We start from the raw sequence: 16,899 nt of genomic DNA, 5'->3' as shown, positions 1-16,899 counted from the left end.
GCCGTAAAAGTTGCGTAACGAAACGGGACTTCTCTAAAAGATCGTGCTTAATAGAAAAGGTCGAGTTCTCTAAAGCGGATCAAATATTATGTCGGCGGTTCAAGGTCATTGGCGTGAAGTATCCGAGCAAACCGTCGCGGCGACAATAACTTCCAAAGGTTATTTTTCTGCGTCGCCCCGAAGTTCGAGTCAAGTGGTGATTATTGTCGAGCGCAAGGAAGATTGGGCTTCCTACTTCCCCAGCGAAGACATCGTCACTGCCCAGGAATACCTGGAGCAGACCCGCGAAAGCGAGAGTGGCAAGCGTGTGCAGGTGATCAACCTGTGCCGCAGCTACAAGTACCTGGGGCACGGCTACTACTGCTCGCTGCTGGCCGAAGCGCGTGGGCACAAGGTGATTCCGTCGGTGCGCACCATCAGCGAGCTGACCAAAAAATCGCTGTACGGGCTGGCCCTGGATGACCTGGATAAAACCCTCGATAAAGCCTTGAGTCATCACCTTTACAGTAATACCGAAGGCTTTACCCTGACACTTTATTTTGGTCGAACCAATATAGAGCCGTTGCAGGACTTGGCCCGTCAGTTATTTGAAACGTTCCCGTGTCCGATCCTGTTAGTTGAGTTCAGAAAGAATAACGGCTGGCACATCGAAGGCGTCAAGTCTGGAGTGTTGCACAAGTTGCGTGACGATCAGGAAGATCAATTCGCCCACGCCCTCGACAACTTCAGTCGCAAGATCTGGCGCCAGCCGCGCTCACGTCGGCTGGCCCGTTATGACCTGGCAATCCTGCACGATCCCCAGGAACAACTGCCGCCGTCCAACGCCAAGGCGCTGGAAAATTTCGTACGGGTTGGTAAAGGTTTGGGTATCGATGTGGAGCTGATCGAACGCAAGGACTACGCCCGTTTAGCCGAATACGACGCCTTGCTGATCCGCGAGACCACCAGCGTCGACAACCACACCTACCGCTTTGCCAAGAAAGCCGAAAGCGAAGGGCTGGTGGTGATGGACGACCCGGCGTCGATTTTGCGCTGCACCAACAAGGTCTACCTCACCGACCTGCTTAACAGCCATCAACTGGGTATGCCCGCTACCGAGATTCTGTACAAGGAGCGCCCGGAAGATTTTGAACGGGTTGGCGAGCGCCTGGGGTTTCCGCTGGTGTTGAAAATCCCCGACGGTTGCTTCTCCCGTGGCGTGATCAAGGTGGAAAGCCAGGAGGCGTTGCTTAAAGCCACTGCCGAGTTGTTCGAGCATTCGGTGCTGTTGCTGGCGCAGGAATTTTTCTACACCGAGTACGACTGGCGTATCGGCGTGCTCAACCGCAAACCGATCTTTGCCTGCCAATACTTCATGTCCAAGGGCCATTGGCAGATCTACAACCACAAGGCCATCGGCCAGGACATCAACGGCGAATGCCGCACCCTCGCTGTCCACGAAGCACCCAAGGCCGTGGTGGAATTGGCGGTAAAGACCGCCAACCTGATTGGTGACGGCCTCTATGGCGTGGACCTCAAGCAATCCGGCGACAAGGTGGTAGTGATTGAGGTCAACGACAACCCCAACATGGATGCCGGTATCGAAGATGCCTACCTGCAAGACGACCTGTATGCGCTAGTACTAGAGGAGTTTGTACGGCGCCTGGAACTCAAGCGCCAAGGCCAGGTTTGGTAGCTGGACGAGCAGACGCTGAGGATCAAGTGTGGGAGCTGGCTTGCCTGCGATGGCAGCGGCGCGGTGCACCAGGAAGACCCCGTCGCACGCATCGCAGGCAAGCCAGCTCCCACATTAGGCTCTGGTTTGCAGCGTCAGCACCTCAAAACCCTGCGCCGTCACCGCCACGGTATGTTCCCACTGCGCCGACAGGCTGTTGTCCTTGGTCACGACCGTCCAGCCATCCTTCAAGCTGCGCACCTTGGAACTGCCCTGGTTGAGCATCGGTTCGACGGTAAACACCATGCCTTCGCGCAGTTCCAACCCGGTACCGGGCCGGCCGAAGTGCAGCACTTGGGGTTCTTCATGCATCTGTCGGCCGATGCCGTGGCCGCAGTATTCACGCACCACACTGTAGCCATTGGCTTGCGCGTGGCTCTGGATCGCATGGCCGATATCTCCCAGGCGTGCGCCGGGCTTGACCTGGCGGATACCGGCCCACATCGCTTCGAAGGTCTGCTCGACCAGGCGGCGAGCCTTGGGCGCGACGGTGCCGATCATGTACATCTTGCTGGAGTCGGCGATGTAGCCGCCTTTTTCCAGGGTAATGTCGATGTTGATGATGTCGCCGTCTTTGAGCACTTCCTTCGCGCTGGGCATGCCGTGGCACACCACCTCGTTGATCGAGGTATTGATAGAGAAGGGGTAGTCATACTGGCCCAGGCTGGCGGGGCGGGCCTTGAGGTCATTGCGGATGAAGGCTTCGACGGCGCTGTCCAGTTCCAGGGTGGAGCGGCCGGCGGCCACAAAACCGTCGAGCATGGTGAACACTTGGGCGAGCAGGCGCCCGGATTCGCGCATCACGGCGAGTTGTTCGGCAGTCTTGATCATCAGGTGCGCCCCCGGATCAGGTCGGGTTTGTCGAGCAACAGTTTGTTGATCAATTCGTTGTAGGGCAGGCTGGGGTTCAGCTCCGCGAGCAGGCCGATCTTGATCCAGAATTCGGCCTGGGCGTTGATGGAACGGTCCATCGTGGCGCTGGCCAGGCGCAATTGTTCATGCAGTTGGTCGGTGATCTTGACGATGCCCATGGGATTCACTGTGGGATATTGGTATACAAAGCGTATATGTTTCGTATATCCATCGTAAACCCCCAGCCGCTAAATGGCGCTTGGCCATTGACTTGCCCGTCAATCGCCGGTTAATTTCGTGACATGACATTTCAAGCATTCCGTAGCCAGCCGAGCATTATTACCGCCATTCCTCATTTGGCGGGATAGCGCACGGCTGCACCCAAACCCGCCCTAGAGGCGGGTTTTGTTTTTCCGTCTCCAGCGCCCTTTACACGAAGCCAGGAGACACCCATGAGCACCTGTCCCACGCCCCGAACCGCCGGCACGGAACTGCTTGAACACTATGTGAAAAAGATCCTTGCTGCGCCGGTGTATGACCTGGCGGTGCGCACGCCCCTGCAAGCAGCGCCGGCGTTGTCGGCCTTGCTGGGCAACACGCTGCTGCTCAAGCGTGAAGACCTGCAACCGACGTTTTCCTTCAAGATTCGCGGCGCCTACAACAAGCTGGTGCAACTCAGTGATGCCGAAAAAGCCCGGGGCGTGGTCACGGCCTCAGCGGGCAATCATGCCCAAGGCGTGGCGCTGGCGGCGCGGGAATTGGGGATCAAGGCACGTATCGTCATGCCGTGCAGCACTCCGGAACTGAAGGTATTGGGTGTGCGTTCCCGTGGCGCCGAAGCCGTGTTGCACGGGGAGAGTTTCCCGTTTGCCCTGGCCCATGCATTGCAACTGGCGCAGACATCGGGGAGCACCTTCGTGTCGCCTTTCGACGACCCGGACGTAATCGCCGGCCAAGGCACAGTGGCCATGGAGATCCTGCGCCAACAGCAGGGGCCACTGGATGCGATCTTCGTGCCGGTGGGTGGCGGAGGGCTGATCGCGGGAATCGCCGCTTACGTCAAATACCTGCGCCCCGAAGTGCGCATCATCGGTGTCGAACCCGAAGGCTCCAGTTGTCTGCTGGCGGCAATGCGCGCCGGCGAGCGCGTGGTGTTGGCGAGTGTCGATGGGTTTGCCGATGGCACCGCAGTCGCGCAGATCGGCGCCTATGGGTTTGAAATCTGCCGCGACTGGGTGGATGAAGTGGTGACCGTGAGCAACGACGAACTGTGCAGCGCCATCAAACTGATCTACGACGACACGCGGTCCATCACCGAGCCCTCAGGCGCGTTGGCGGTAGCGGGCATTCGCAAGTACGTGGCACGTGAAGGTGTTCATGGGCAGACCCTGGTAGCGGTGAATTCCGGTGCCAATATCAACTTTGATAGTTTGCGACATGTTGCTGAAAGAGTCGCAGCCAGTGCAGGGTTAAACGTTTAATCCCGGCTGTTCGACGAGGATTAACTCATTGGGTGCTTAAAGCGTCTTTAGATATATAACAACTGCAGTGACTTATGAGGAAAGGTTACAACGACATCGAATTTTGCCGAGTAGGCTGGGTCTTGCAAGCGTCTACCAAGGCTGGCAAGACGCGGTGGGCAAGTGCCCGCCAGACTCACAAAAATCGATTGGCAGTCTCATGAAAGGAGAGGTCGGCCATGCTTTCGGAACTAGAACTACGCGGCATTATTGAAACCAGTTTCCTGCCCAAACGGTGCGAGTGCACCAAAGCCGAAGATGCTTCGTTGACGATCAAGGTGTATGACGACCGCGACCGTGACCGAGTGGATTTGGAAGTCAAAGGTATAAACGCCGATAAACTCGACAGCAGTCGAGCCATTTGCAACCTGATTACCGGGTTGCGCGAAGACCTCAAGCACACCCATGCCCCCGCCCTGCGAAGAGCGGCAGGGCGAGCCTACTACTAGGCCGAAGCTTGAGTTTGAGTTGCCGATGACCTGTGGGCCTGGATAAACGCCAGGCCCAATACGGTTTCTGTTGCCACCGCCAGAAGAATGCCGGGGCCGGCATTGCCATTGATCCACTCACTGAACCCCAATACCGCCAACACCAGGCAACCGGTAATAAAACCGGTGGTCATGGCGCGTCGTGCGTCGGAGGGAGGCGTGTGGCGGGCGCGGTAGAACATGATGCCGATGGCCAGGAACAGTGCGGCGTTGCGCCGAGCGACCAGGCCCGTGGCGCCTGAGTATTCCACGCTCCACATCCATAGCAGCCAGTCGGGACGCAGGCCCCACACCAGGGCGAGGGCGAAGCAGAGCAGGGCGGTAAAGAGGGCGAGCGTATGAAAGCGCATTGCGGGGCGAATCCTTTCAGCCGTTTGACAAGCTTGCAAGGATACCGCGTGCGCAACCATCGCGCTGCCCTTTGTCTGCACCGTTTTCAGTTCTGAAACAGTCAGGCGTCCACGCTTGAACGTGGGTTTCCCAAGGTGTTCTCCGGATTTACTACAGGCTCAATTCTGGAAGTCACACGCTTCAGACATCTTGCGATAGCTGACGTCCTCCACTTTGCCCGCCTTGTCCACAAACTTGATGTCCGCGTTGATGACTTTGCAGTCGTTGGTCTGGGCTTCGTTCATCGAAATGACTTTGGCGATATTCATCGGCATACCGTACTGGTAAGGCACGGGTTTGATGTTGGTCTGTTGGCTGTCGGCCTGGGCCAGGCCCGAGACTGCTGCAAGGGCCAGTGCGCCGCCAAGCATTAAAGTGCGCAGTTTCATGAGGGTGCTCCGCAAGTGGGTACAACTTCACTGTCGACTTGCGGGATTAACCATCGATTAATTTTTACCTGGCTGACAAAACCTTCATAAACGTGGCGTTCAGTCCAACTGACGACGATACGGCAAGTCCGGTCCGGTCTTGGTGCACGTCAGTGCAGCGGCGCGGACCGCGAAGGCCAGCATGGCGTCGATCTGCGCCCGCGTGAGCTGTTGCAGGCCGTCCACTGAGTCAAGCTGCTGCTCGGTCAGCCAGGCAATCAACGCGGCCTGGAAGGTGTCGCCAGCGCCGACGGTATCCGCCATCACCACCTTGACCGCCGATGCAGACCAACTGCCATGTTGGCGGCTGAACACGGTGGCGCCGTCGCCACCACGGGTGAGGAACACCAATTGGCAACGGTGCTGCAGCCAGCCTTGCAGCACGCTCTCCGGCGCTTGGTCGGGGTAGAGCAAGTGCAAGTCTTCGTCGCTGACCTTGATCAGGTCGGCATGCTGCACCAACTGGGCGACGCGGTCGCGCCACAGCTGGATATCCGGCTGCGGGTTCAGCCGCACGTTGGGGTCGAGGCTGATCAGGCGCTTGCCGCTTTCACGCTGGACCAGGGTGAGCAGGGTGTCGCCAACCGGCTGTACCACCAGGGAGAACGAGCCGATATGCAGGCCGCGAATGTCATCGCCCAGTTCGGGCAGGTGGGCGACTTCCAGCAGCCGGTCGGCACAACCTTCACCGCGGAAGTTGTACTGTGGCGAACCGTTGGCGCCCACGGCGACCATCGACAGGGTGGTAGGCGCGGCGAATTCCACCAGGAACCGTTCGCTGACGCCTTCATCCTTTAATACCTGCAGCAGGCGACGCCCCAGGAAGTCGGTCGACAAGCCACCCAACAGCCCGGCCTCAACACCCAGGCGGCGCAAGCCCACCGCCACGTTGAACGGCGAACCGCCGGCAATCGCTTTGTAATTGACCTTGGAAGCCTGCCCGCTGGCATCTTCCTCGCTGAAAAAATCGAACAGCGCTTCACCACACACCAGATACATAGTCATTCGCTCTTAAAGGGTTGCCACAAGCTGCTGATAGCGCTCGTAAGCCTGTTGATAGGCGCCGACATTGGCCGCCACCGGCAGGGTCCGGCTGGCCGGGTCGACGCTCACGCATTTGTCGCACAGGCTGGCCAAAGACTCGCCGGACTGGCTCCACGCCGCCTGGATTGCCGCGCCCAGCGCAGCGGCTTCGCTTTGTTCGGTGCAGATCACTTCGGTGTTCATGATATCGGCGACCATCTGGCGCCACACTGGGCTTTTCGAGCCGCCGCCGATGAGCCGGATACTCTGGCTCTGCAAACCCGTCTGGCGCAGCAGGTCGAGGCCGTAGCGCAGGCCGAAGGTGGTGCCTTCGACCACGGCGCGGCACAGGTTGGCACGGGTCAGGTTGGTCATGGTCAGGCCGTGCACGCTGCCGGTGGCGTGGGGCAGGGCGGGTACGCGCTCGCCGTTGAGGAACGGCAGCATGCTTACGCCCTCGGCACCGACGGGTGCCTGGTCGATCAGCGCGTTGAAGGCGTCAAGGTCCAGCTCGAACAGCTCGCGGATCACCCCGGTGGCGTTGGTCAGGTTCATGGTGCAGATCAATGGCAACCAGCCGCCACTGGATGAGCAGAACGTCGCAACCGACGCTTGGGGGCTGACGTTGGGTTGATCGGAAAACGCATAGACGGTGCCCGATGAGCCCAGGCTCATGGTGATTACGCCCGGTGCGATATTGCCGGTGCCGATGGCGCCCATCATGTTGTCGCCGCCACCGCTGGCGACGATCGCGTTGGGGTTGACGCCTAAGCGTTCGGCGATGGCCGGCAGGAGCGTGCCGACACTTTGATGCGCTTCGATCAGTTGCGGCAGCGCTGCTTCAAGACGCCCGCTGGGGTCGATGTGCTTGAGCAGGTCCACATCCCATTCACGCGTGCGTACGTTGAAATAACCCGTGCCCGAGGCATCGCCGTATTCGGCGACGGCGCGGCCGGTGAGCCAGTAGTTGAGGTAGTCGTGGGGCAGCAGGATATGCGCAATGCGCGCAAAAACGTCGGGGTGTTGTTCGCGGGTCCAGAGCAGCTTGGACACGGTATACCCTGGGGCAATCGCTACACCGAGGCGTTCCAGCGAACCGCTTTCGCCGCCCAGGTGTTGCAGCAGGCGGTCGTTCTCGGGGGCGGTCTCGGTGTCGCACCACAGTTTGGCCGGGCGCAACACCTGGCCCTGTTGATCCAGCAGCACCAAGCCATGTTGCTGGCCGGAAACACCGATGCCGAGGATGTCCTGGCCGTCGACGCCCGCCTGTTGCAGGGCGCGGTGGGTGGCCTCGGTAAAGGCATCCAGCCATTCCTGGGTGTATTGCTCGCGACGGCCGTTGGCGCCGCTGATCAGGGTGTGCGGGGCAGCGCCCAGGCCCAGCACCTTGCCGCTGGTGGCGTCGAGGACGATGGCTTTGGTGCCTTGGGTCCCGCAGTCGATGCCGAGGAACAGGTTTTGCTGGGTCATGAGGGTTTGCTCAGCATTATTGTTGGAATGAAATACGGTCAATGTGGGAGCTGGCTTGCCTGCGATGGCGGTGGTTCAGTTAGCCAAGTTGTGACTGGCAGGCTGCAATCGCAGGCAAGCCAGCTCCCACAGTTTTTAAGCCGGTTTCTTCAATAAGGTTTGCAGGGTTGCGGTGACTCCGTTATCGCGCAAGCTCACAAAACACCGCTCAAACGCTGCCACAAACTCAGCCGACTGGGGAATAGCCGTACCAAAAATTTCCTCCACCCCCAGCAGGCGCTTGCTGATCAACGCGTCATCACTCACCAGCCCCTGGCAAAACTCCGCTCGCGGGTCCGGGATCTTGTAGCTCACGCCGTTCTCATCCACGCCCTTCAAGTACAACGCCCAGGCAGCCACCACCAGCGCCGCACGCTCTGTCTCGCGACCATCGGCAATCAACCGGTTGATCGTCGGCACCGTGAACTTGGGAAACTTTGACGAACCATCGGAACATACGCGCTCCAACTGATCGGCAATCGCCTGGTTGGAGAAGCGATCCACCAGCGTCTGCTTGTAGTCCGTCAGGTCGATACCCGGCACCGGCGCCAGGTTCGGTGTGACGTCCAGGTCCATGTAGGCACGCATATACGCCACGAACACCGGGTCGTTCATGGTTTCGTGCACAAACCGGTAACCCTTGAGGAACCCCAGGTAGGTCAGCGCCAGATGGCTGCCGTTGAGCAGGCCGATCTTCATTTCTTCATAGGGCGTGACGTCGTCGGTGAATTGCACGCCGACGTTTTCCCACGCCGGGCGTCCGTTGACGAACTTGTCTTCCAGCACCCACTGCACAAAGGGTTCGCACACCACCGGCCAGGCATCGTCGATGCCGTGTTCGTCGTGCAATTGCAGGCGGTGGGCGGTGCTGGTCATGGGCGTGATGCGGTCGACCATGGCATTCGGGAAGCTCACATTGACCTTGATCCAGTCATGCAGTTCGGCGTTGTGCAGGGCGGCGAACGCCAACAGCGCCTTGCGCGTCACGGCGCCGTTGTGCGGCAGGTTATCGCAGGACATCACGGTAAATGCCGGGGTGCCGGCGGCGCGGCGCTGGGTGAGGGCGGCGCAGATAAAACCGAACACGGTCTTGGGTGCCTTCGGATGCGCCAGGTCGTGCTGGATCTGCGGCAGGTGGGCCATGAACTCACCGTTGCTGTCGTCGATGCAGTAGCCACCCTCGGTAATGGTCAGCGAGACAATGCGGATGTCGGGGCTGGCGAGTTTGTCGATCAACGCTTGCGCGCTGTCTTCGGCCAGCAGCATGTCGCTGATCGAGCCGATCACGCGCACTTCGGTGTCGTCGGTATCGCCCAGTTCATACAGGGTGAACAGGTAGTCCTGGCCCGCCAGGTCGTCGCGGGCCTTGCGGTCTTCGCTGCGCAGGCCGACGCCGCAGATGCTCCAGTCCAGGCCGACACCGGTATTCATCAGTGCATCGGTGTAGTACGCCTGGTGTGCGCGATGAAAACCCCCGACGCCGATATGGGCAATGCCCTGGCGAGTGTCGGCAATCGCGTAGGCCGGCAGCTTCACTTCCGGCGCCAGTTGGGTGAGGTTCTGTTTATTCAGTTTCATCAGCAAACTCTCGCGAAATCAGGCGGCAGCGCGCAGTGGGCGGGCCACGGCTTTGCCTTCGGTGTCGAACAGATGGCAGTGCGCCGGGTCCAGGTGCAGCTGCAGCGTCTCGCCGTATTGGCTGGCCATATCGCCGCGAATCCGCATGGTCAGCGGCTCGCCGTTGGCGGTGATGACGTGGCAGAAGGTGTCGCTGCCCAGGCGCTCGCCGACGTCGGCGGTGACGGTCAGGGTGGTCTGCCCAGGGCTGGCGATTTCCAGGTGTTCCGGACGAATGCCCAAGGTCACTGCGCTGCCGACGCTCAAGGTTGCACCGCTTAGCGGCAGGCTGACGGTGGTGCCGGCGTCCAATTGCACTTCGCAGCTCTGGCTGTCGACGCGCGTCACCTTGCCCTTGAGAAAGCCCATCTTCGGCGTACCGAGAAAACCCGCCACAAACAGGTTGGCTGGCTGGTGGTACAGCTCCAGCGGCGAGCCGACCTGCTCGATACGACCACTGTTGAGTACCACCACCTTGTCGGCCAGGGTCATGGCTTCGACCTGGTCGTGGGTCACGTAGATCATGGTGGCTTGCAGTTCTTTATGCAGGCGCGCAAGTTCCAGGCGCATCTGCACGCGCAAGGCGGCGTCAAGGTTGGAGAGGGGCTCGTCGAACAGAAAGATCTTCGGGTTGCGCACAATGGCGCGGCCAATCGCGACACGCTGACGCTGGCCGCCGGACAACTGCTTGGGTTTGCGCTCAAGCAGCGGCCCCAGCTCCAGGATGCGCGCCGCTTCGCTGACCTTGCTCTCGACCAGTTTCTTGTCGACGCCGGCCAGGTCCAGGGCGAACGACATGTTTTTGCGTACGCTCATGTGCGGGTACAGCGCATAGGTCTGGAACACCATCGCCAGGTCGCGCTTGGCCGGGGTTACTTCGGTGATGTCGCGGCCATCGAGCTCGATGGTGCCTTCGCTGACTTCTTCCAGGCCGGCGATCAGGCGCAGCAGGGTGGATTTGCCGCAGCCCGACGGGCCCACGAAGACCACGAATTCCTTGTCATTCACTTCCAGGTCGATGCCTTTGATGATCGAGAAGCCTTCGAAGCCTTTTTGCAGATTCTTGATTTTCAGGTTGGCCATGATGGGCCTCCACTTGGAATTATTATTTAACGGCGCCGAAGGACAAACCGCGTACCAGCTGTTTCTGGCTGATCCAGCCAAAGATCAGGATCGGCGCGCAGGCCAGGGTCGAGACGGCAGACAATTTGGCCCAGAACAACCCTTCGGGGCTGGAATAGGAGGCGATCAGCGCGGTCAGCGGCGCGGCGCTGGACGAGGTCAGGTTCAACGACCAGAACGCCTCGTTCCAGCACAGGATCAGCGACAGCAACACCGTGGACGCCAAACCACCCTTGGCAATCGGCAGCAGCACGCGAACCATCTCCTGCCACAGCGTGGCGCCATCCAGGCGGGCGGCTTCGAGGATGTCCTTGGGGATGTCCTTGAAGTAGGTGTAAACCATCCACACCACAATGGGCAGGTTGATCAGGGTGTAGATGATGATCAGCGCGATGCGCGTATCCAGCAGGCCAAAGCTCTTGGCCAGCAGGTAGATCGGCATCAGCACGCCCACTGGCGGCAGCATCTTGGTGGACAACATCCACAGCAGCGTGCCCTTGGTACGTTGGGTTTCGTAGAACGCCATGGAGTAGGCGGCCGGTACCGAGATCAGCAGGCACAGGGCCGTGGCACTGAACGAAATCACCACTGAGTTCCAGGCGTAGGCAAAGTAATTGCTGCGCTCGTTGATGTGCAGGTAGTTCTCCAGCGTCGGCGTGAAGATGAACTGCGGCGGTGTGGCGAATGCGTCGATTTCGGTCTTGAAGCTGGTCAGCACCATCCAGAAGATCGGGAAGAAAATCAGGATCGCGATGGCCCAGGCCAAGGTGCCGAGCAACAGGCTTTGCAGGCGGCGAGATTGTTGAAGCGTCATGGCGCGGCCCTCAAGGCTTGTCAGTCAGGTTTTTGCCGATCATCCGCACCAGGATGATCGCCGCGATATTGGCGATGACCACGGCAATCAAGCCGCCGGCCGAGGCCATGCCCACGTCGAACTGCACCAGCGCCTGGTTGTAGATCAGGTACGCCAGGTTGGTCGAGGCGTAGCCCGGGCCACCGTTGGTGGTGGTAAAGATTTCGGCAAATACCGAGAGCAGAAAGATCGTTTCGATCATCACCACCACGGCAATCGGGCGGGCCAGGTGGGGCAGGGTGAGGTGCCAGAAGATCGCGATGGCGCCGGCACCGTCGAGGCGCGCGGCTTCCTTTTGTTCTTGGTCGAGAGACTGCATGGCGGTCATCAGCAGCAAGATGGCGAAGGGCAGCCATTGCCACGACACAATGATGATGATCGACAGCAAGGGGTAGTGCGCCAGCCAGTCCACAGGCTCGGCGCCAAACAGCTTCCACACGGCGGCGAGAACCCCGGACACGGGGTGGAAAATCAGGTTTTTCCAGATCAGCGCACCGACGGTGGGCATGATGAAAAACGGTGAAATCAACAACACCCGCACCAGGCCGCGACCGAAGAACTCACTGGCCTCCAGCAGCGCGCTGATCAACACGCCAAACACCACGCTGATCAGCAGCACGCTGCCCACCAGCAACAGGGTGTTGGTGGCACCCGGCAGGAAGCCCGAGTCGGTGATGAAGTAGGTGAAGTTCTCCAGCCCCACGAATTGGTTTTCGCCGGGGTAGAGCAGGTTGTAGCGGATCAAGGAGAAGTACAGCGTCATGCCCAGTGGCACGATCATCCACAGCAGCAGCAAGGCCACCGAAGGGCTGACAAGGAACCAGCCAGGGTTGGCCAGGCGGTTTTTGGGTGTTGTATTCATGGTATTCAGAACCAGTCGATTACAGGCAGAACCAGAGTCGGAGCGCGATCAAATGTGGGAGCTGGCTTGCCTGCGATAGCGGTGTGTCAGCACACAAATGCATCAACTGACAGTCCGCTATCGCGGGCAAGCCCGGCTCCCACATAAAGCGGGTTCCCACATTTACAGGGGTGAGTCAGGCCTACTTGGGATAACCCGCCCGCTTCATTTCCCGCTCAGTGGTGGTCTGCGCGGCAGTGAGCGCCGCATCAACCGTCTGCTGACCGGTCAATGCACCCGAGAAGAACTTGCCCACCTGCGTACCAATCGCCTGGAACTCAGGAATGGTCACCAACTGGATACCGATATACGGCACCGGCTTGAGGGTCGGCTTGGTCGGGTCCGCAACTTTCAGCGATTCCAGCGTCACCTTGGCAAATGGTGCAGCTTTCATGTACTCATCGCTGTAGGTGGACTTACGGGTACCCGGCGGTACGTTGGCAACGCCGTCAGTCTTGGCCACCAGCTCGCCGTATTCCTTGGAGGTTGCCCAACTGGTAAACACCTTGGCGGCGTCCTTGGCCTTGGAACTGGTCGGGATCGCCAGGCTCCAGGAGTACAGCCACGAGGTGCCCTTATCGGTCTTCTCGTGGGGGGCAAAGGTGAAGCCGACGTGGTCAGCCACTTTGCTCTGAGTCTTGTCGGTGACGAACGAGCCGGCGACGCTGGCATCGACCCAGATCGCGCACTTGCCGCTGTTGAACAGCGCCAGGTTTTCGTTGAAACCGTTGCTGGACGCGCCCGGCGGGCCGGATTTCTTCATGTTGTCGACGTAGAAGTTCAACGCGTCCTTCCATTCCGGACCGTTGAATTCAGGCTGCCACTTCTCATCGAACCAGCGCGCCCCGTAGCCGTTGGCCAAGGTGGTGATCAGCGCCATGTTCTCACCCCAACCGGCTTTGCCACGCAGGCACAGGCCGTATTGCTCTTTGGTCTTGTCAGTGAGTTTGCTGGCGAATTCGCCGATCTGCGTCCAGGTCGGGTGCTCAGGCATGGTCAGCCCGGCGTCCTTGAACAGGTCGGTGCGATAGTAAGTGATCGAGCTTTCGGCATAGAACGGCAGGGCGTACAGCGAGCCCTTGACGGACAAACCGTCACGCACCGAAGGGAACACATCATCGAGGTCGTAGGACGCCGGCAGGTCCTTCATCGGTTCCAGCCAGCCTTTTGCACCCCAGAGTGCAGCTTCGTACATGCCGATGGTCAACACGTCGAACTGTCCACCTTGGGTGGCGATGTCGGTGGTCAGGCGTTGACGCAGCACGTTTTCTTCGAGCACCACCCAGTTCAGCTTGATCTCCGGATGCTCGGTCTCGAAGGTTTTCGAGAGCTTTTGCATGCGGATCATGTCGCTGTTGTTGACGGTGGCAATGGTCAGGGTTTGCGCGCCAAGGCTGACGGCGCTGAGGGTCATGCAGGTACAGGCAAGCAGAGCTTTTGCTGTGAACTTCATCGCGCACTCCGTTTCCGCGCCCAGGGGGCTACAGAAGGACAGTTATTGTTGTTGTGTCTTCCTACAAGGAGTCAGGAAGAGTGTGCGGTTGATTACAGCCTTGAAATGGGGTTGTGACAAATCCTTGGGCGCACTTGGACTGATACTTTTTTGTACTCGTGGCAGCAATGCTTAAACGATTTATGTGGGCAGGGCTACACAGGGCCGTTTACCTGGATCGTTTGGATAACCATTTTCTGGCGGGTCGCAAAGTTGAACTGCACGGAAAACTCGCCTGCCGGTGTAGATCTCAGGAAAAACTCATAGAGTGCCGTTTTTACAGGTTCTATATTGTGTATTTCCTGAATGATCCCGTCAGGCCCGCTGCCTTGTAGGGTTTCGCGGGGCAATTGGCCGCGCAGGCGAATGACCACCCTGACAGTGGTCTGCCGTGAAAAGGGGTTGCCAAAGTCCCTTTTGACACCTGTCGAAAACCAGCGATTTACCGGGCCATTACCGTCAGGGTCATCTGGCAGTATTTCCCCTTCACCGGTCCAGCCGCGAGTATCGCCAGGGGTATCGAAGAAGGCGATTTCGTTAATGGCATTGGTGCTTGGATCGGGCTCGTTATTCATGGCGAAACACTCCATCACGTAGAAGGTTTCAGCATGCTCGCTGCCGATCGGTTAGGACACTGTAGGAAATGACAGTTTGGATGAACGGTAGCGAGGTGGCTCAAGCCAAGTTCTGCTCCGTCAAGCGCTGCACCACCAGACGCCGATAGTGGGAAGGGGTCATGCCCTTGAGCTGTTGAAAGCGCCGGTTGAAGTTGGAGATGTTGTTGAAACCCGACTCAAAGCACACATCTGTCACCGCTTTATCACCGTCCGCCAGCAACTCGCACGACTTGCTGATACGCAGCCGATTGACGAACTCGATGAACGTGCGTCCGGTGGCCTGTTTGAATACACGCGAAAAATACGTCGGCTTCATGCCCAGGTGTTCCGCCACTTCTTCCAGCGGTAATTCCCGTGCGTAGTGGGCAAAGATGTAGTCCACTGCGCGGTTGGTGCGGTCAATGCTGTGTTCGTCGGCCAGTTGCGGTGTGGTTACGCCCGACAGTAACTGGTAGTCCTCGCAGGCGCTGAGCACTTCCAGCAGGATAAAAAAGTGCCCCAAGCGCGCCATGCCCTGGGCGTCCTCGATGCGTTGCATCAGCGTCATGGCCTGGGCGATAGTTTTTTTGCAGCGAAACTCGATGCCGTATTGCGCGCGTTCCAGTAGCGGTGACAAGGACTTGAGTTCGGTGAAGATCTGGCTACCGCTGTCGAACAGCTCATCGGTGAAGTTCACCAGCATGTCGCGCTTGGGCACCACCTCGTCTTCATCAACCTGGCTGATCCAGTTGTGGGGCAGGTTGGGGCCGGTGAGGAACAGGCTTTCGGGGTAGAAGTTGCCGATGTAGTCGCCGATAAACACCTTGCCGGAGCTGGCGACGATCAAGTGCAGCTCGTATTCCTTGTGGAAATGCCAGCGCACCAGCGGGCAGGGGAAGCCATGCTGGCGATAGATGATGGACAGACCGTTGTGATCGTCCATCAACTCGTAGGAAGGGTCGGTGATGCGCGCTGCTCGGGTCATGCTGCCGTCGCTTTATTGTTGGTTGCAAACCGAATAATGCCCCCTTGTGCGTGACCCTGCCAGCGCCGGTGTCTAGAGGCTGCGGTTTTTTGCCTCGATCCATTGGGACATGTACTGCGTACTTTTATGTGCGTGGTGGCGCAGCATGCTACCCGTGAAGTTGTCCCGGCGGTGAGCGGCCAGGTTGCCGCGACAGTGCTCCAGGCACTCCACCAATGCCGGGCCGTGGATAGCCTGGTCGTAGCGACGGGCCAGCAGCTGGCGGCCGTCTTCCTGGGCCTGGGTCCAGCGGGAGCGGTCCTGGTACAGCGCGACGGCGGCAGCGGCTAGCGCCGGGGCGCTCTGTTCGATCGCGCCCGGCCACGGCTGATCATCACCCATGGCTTCGGCGCCGATAGGGGTGGTGATATTCGGCGTGCCACACAGCATCGCGTCCGCCAGTTTTCCCTTGATACCGGCGCCGAAGCGTAGCGGCGCCAGGCAGATGCGTGCGGCGCTCATCACCTGCAACGCATCCTCGGCCCAGTTCATCACATGAAAACCCTGTGCCGGGTTGTGCAAGGCGGTGGCCTTGGGCGGGGTGTAGGCGCCGTAGATGTGCAGTTGCGCACCAGGCAGTTGTTGGCGGATCAGCGGCCACAGGCTGTTCTTCATCCACAGCACCGCATCCCAGTTGGGCGCGTGGCGGAAGTTGCCGATGCTGAGGAAGTGCGCACGGTCTTCAAACGGCGCGAACGCTTCGGTCGGCGGTGCAAGCATCAACGGGCACCAATGCAGCAGGGCGGGCGGCACCTTGAATTGCTCGGTGAGCAGGTGGATTTCCACGTCGGAGATCATCAGGCTGATGTCACAGCGGTAAATGGCGGCGATCTCGCGCTTGGCCAGGTCGGTGTCCGCCATCAGCTGGAATTCCTGCTTGAGAGCCGGGGCAAAGAGCGGGCTGAAGTCGTCACTGTCCGGGTGAGCCTTGAGGTGCTCCTTGAGGCGCTGGTGACGCGCGTCGCGCAGGCTTTGCAGGTCGGATGTTTCCAGCACGCGCAGGGCGTTGGGGCAGCATTTCTCGACGCGCCAGCCGAACTGTTCTTCCATCATGAAGCGGTCGAACAGCACGATGTCCGGGGCCAGTTCGCGCACAAAATCATCGAAACTGCTGTTATTGAGCTCGATGGCGCATTCTTTGACGCCCAGCACCTGCAAATCTGCCTTGTGCTCTCCAAGTGCGGCCGGGCTGCTGAAGGTAATGTCCCAACCTTGCGTAAGAAAAGTTTCGAGTATTTGCATCATATGCCCGCCTGCAGCCGAGGAGCGGGGCTCCGGCCAGACATAACCAATGACCAGGACTTTGGTGGCAGGCAGATTCATCAACAACGGGTTCCTTGAAGGGCAGGGCGGAAGGCGCGCAATTAAAC

General features: G+C 59.5%; 16 protein-coding genes and 1 pseudogene. 3 read left to right on the top strand and 14 right to left on the bottom strand.

Going from position 1 to position 16,899, the window contains the following annotated elements:
* Window positions 1-88 precede the first annotated feature (88 nt).
* Complete coding sequence (locus CFE47_RS04900; protein WP_286835748.1) at window positions 89-1,675, top strand: RimK family ATP-grasp domain-containing protein; 1,587 nt, start codon at window positions 89-91, stop codon at window positions 1,673-1,675.
* A 114-nt stretch (window positions 1,676-1,789) separates the two neighbouring features.
* Here the strand turns inward: CFE47_RS04900 and map are convergent, their stop codons facing one another.
* Together map and CFE47_RS04890 are read right to left on the bottom strand one after the other, a co-directional pair.
* Window positions 1,790-2,545 (bottom strand): type I methionyl aminopeptidase, encoded by a 756-nt coding sequence (gene map / locus CFE47_RS04895; RefSeq protein WP_286835747.1) that lies wholly within the window; start codon window positions 2,543-2,545, stop codon window positions 1,790-1,792.
* Window positions 2,545-2,745 carry a ParD-like family protein gene (locus CFE47_RS04890; protein ID WP_286835746.1) on the bottom strand — a complete coding sequence of 67 codons (201 nt, stop codon included), beginning with the start codon at window positions 2,743-2,745 and terminating at the stop codon, window positions 2,545-2,547. The genes map and CFE47_RS04890 overlap by 1 nt, the downstream gene beginning before the upstream one ends.
* 273 nt (window positions 2,746-3,018) lie before the next feature.
* Between CFE47_RS04890 and ilvA the strand changes: the two are divergent.
* A pseudogene (gene ilvA, locus CFE47_RS04885) lies at window positions 3,019-4,017 on the top strand (threonine ammonia-lyase, biosynthetic); the annotation flags it as partial.
* Between the two features lie 248 nt (window positions 4,018-4,265).
* The gene (locus CFE47_RS04880; protein ID WP_185709067.1) at window positions 4,266-4,535 is read left to right on the top strand and encodes a DUF1652 domain-containing protein; all 270 of its coding nucleotides are present in this window, start codon (window positions 4,266-4,268) and stop codon (window positions 4,533-4,535) included.
* On the opposite strand, the gene CFE47_RS04875 is transcribed toward CFE47_RS04880, so the two are convergent.
* The 12 genes from CFE47_RS04875 to CFE47_RS04820 all read right to left on the bottom strand — a co-directional run bounded on the left by CFE47_RS04875 (window position 4,532) and on the right by CFE47_RS04820 (window position 16,852).
* Window positions 4,532-4,924 (bottom strand): hypothetical protein, encoded by a 393-nt coding sequence (locus CFE47_RS04875; RefSeq protein ID WP_286835744.1) that lies wholly within the window; start codon window positions 4,922-4,924, stop codon window positions 4,532-4,534. The genes CFE47_RS04880 and CFE47_RS04875 overlap by 4 nt on opposite strands.
* Before the next feature lie 159 nt (window positions 4,925-5,083).
* The gene (locus CFE47_RS04870; protein WP_286835743.1) at window positions 5,084-5,353 is read right to left on the bottom strand and encodes a DUF2790 domain-containing protein; all 270 of its coding nucleotides are present in this window, start codon (window positions 5,351-5,353) and stop codon (window positions 5,084-5,086) included.
* 99 nt (window positions 5,354-5,452) lie between these two features.
* On the bottom strand, window positions 5,453-6,391 hold the full coding sequence (locus tag CFE47_RS04865; protein WP_286835975.1) for a carbohydrate kinase family protein: 939 nt from the start codon (window positions 6,389-6,391) through the stop codon (window positions 5,453-5,455).
* Window positions 6,392-6,403: 12 nt separating this feature from the next.
* Window positions 6,404-7,885 (bottom strand): xylulokinase, encoded by a 1,482-nt coding sequence (gene xylB, locus CFE47_RS04860; protein ID WP_286835742.1) that lies wholly within the window; start codon window positions 7,883-7,885, stop codon window positions 6,404-6,406.
* Window positions 7,886-8,020: 135 nt separating this feature from the next.
* Window positions 8,021-9,502, bottom strand: a complete 1,482-nt coding sequence (locus CFE47_RS04855) for a mannitol dehydrogenase family protein (protein ID WP_286835741.1) — start codon at window positions 9,500-9,502, stop codon at window positions 8,021-8,023.
* Between the two features lie 18 nt (window positions 9,503-9,520).
* Window positions 9,521-10,624, bottom strand: coding sequence for an ABC transporter ATP-binding protein (locus CFE47_RS04850; RefSeq protein ID WP_286835740.1), 1,104 nt, complete (start codon window positions 10,622-10,624; stop codon window positions 9,521-9,523).
* A 22-nt stretch (window positions 10,625-10,646) separates the two neighbouring features.
* The gene (locus tag CFE47_RS04845) at window positions 10,647-11,477 is read right to left on the bottom strand and encodes a carbohydrate ABC transporter permease (RefSeq protein ID WP_005788583.1); all 831 of its coding nucleotides are present in this window, start codon (window positions 11,475-11,477) and stop codon (window positions 10,647-10,649) included.
* A gap of 10 nt (window positions 11,478-11,487) precedes the next feature.
* Window positions 11,488-12,378 (bottom strand): carbohydrate ABC transporter permease, encoded by an 891-nt coding sequence (locus CFE47_RS04840; protein WP_286835739.1) that lies wholly within the window; start codon window positions 12,376-12,378, stop codon window positions 11,488-11,490.
* Between the two features lie 181 nt (window positions 12,379-12,559).
* A complete protein-coding gene (locus CFE47_RS04835) occupies window positions 12,560-13,870 on the bottom strand; it encodes an ABC transporter substrate-binding protein (protein ID WP_286835738.1) in 1,311 nt (436 codons plus the stop codon).
* A gap of 194 nt (window positions 13,871-14,064) precedes the next feature.
* Entirely contained in the window at window positions 14,065-14,484 is a 420-nt protein-coding gene (locus tag CFE47_RS04830) for a hypothetical protein (protein WP_286835737.1), read from the bottom strand.
* A gap of 100 nt (window positions 14,485-14,584) precedes the next feature.
* Window positions 14,585-15,490 (bottom strand): AraC family transcriptional regulator, encoded by a 906-nt coding sequence (locus CFE47_RS04825; RefSeq protein WP_286835736.1) that lies wholly within the window; start codon window positions 15,488-15,490, stop codon window positions 14,585-14,587.
* 72 nt (window positions 15,491-15,562) lie between these two features.
* The gene (locus tag CFE47_RS04820) at window positions 15,563-16,852 is read right to left on the bottom strand and encodes a glycosyltransferase (protein WP_286835735.1); all 1,290 of its coding nucleotides are present in this window, start codon (window positions 16,850-16,852) and stop codon (window positions 15,563-15,565) included.
* Between the last annotated feature and the right edge of the window lie 47 nt (window positions 16,853-16,899).

The sequence above is a fragment of the Pseudomonas sp. PGPPP1 genome (assembly GCF_002255865.1).
GTDB lineage: Bacteria > Pseudomonadota > Gammaproteobacteria > Pseudomonadales > Pseudomonadaceae > Aquipseudomonas > Aquipseudomonas cremoris.
Note: the sequence above shows the minus strand (reverse complement) of the source record. Positions and strands in the feature narration are given on the sequence as shown.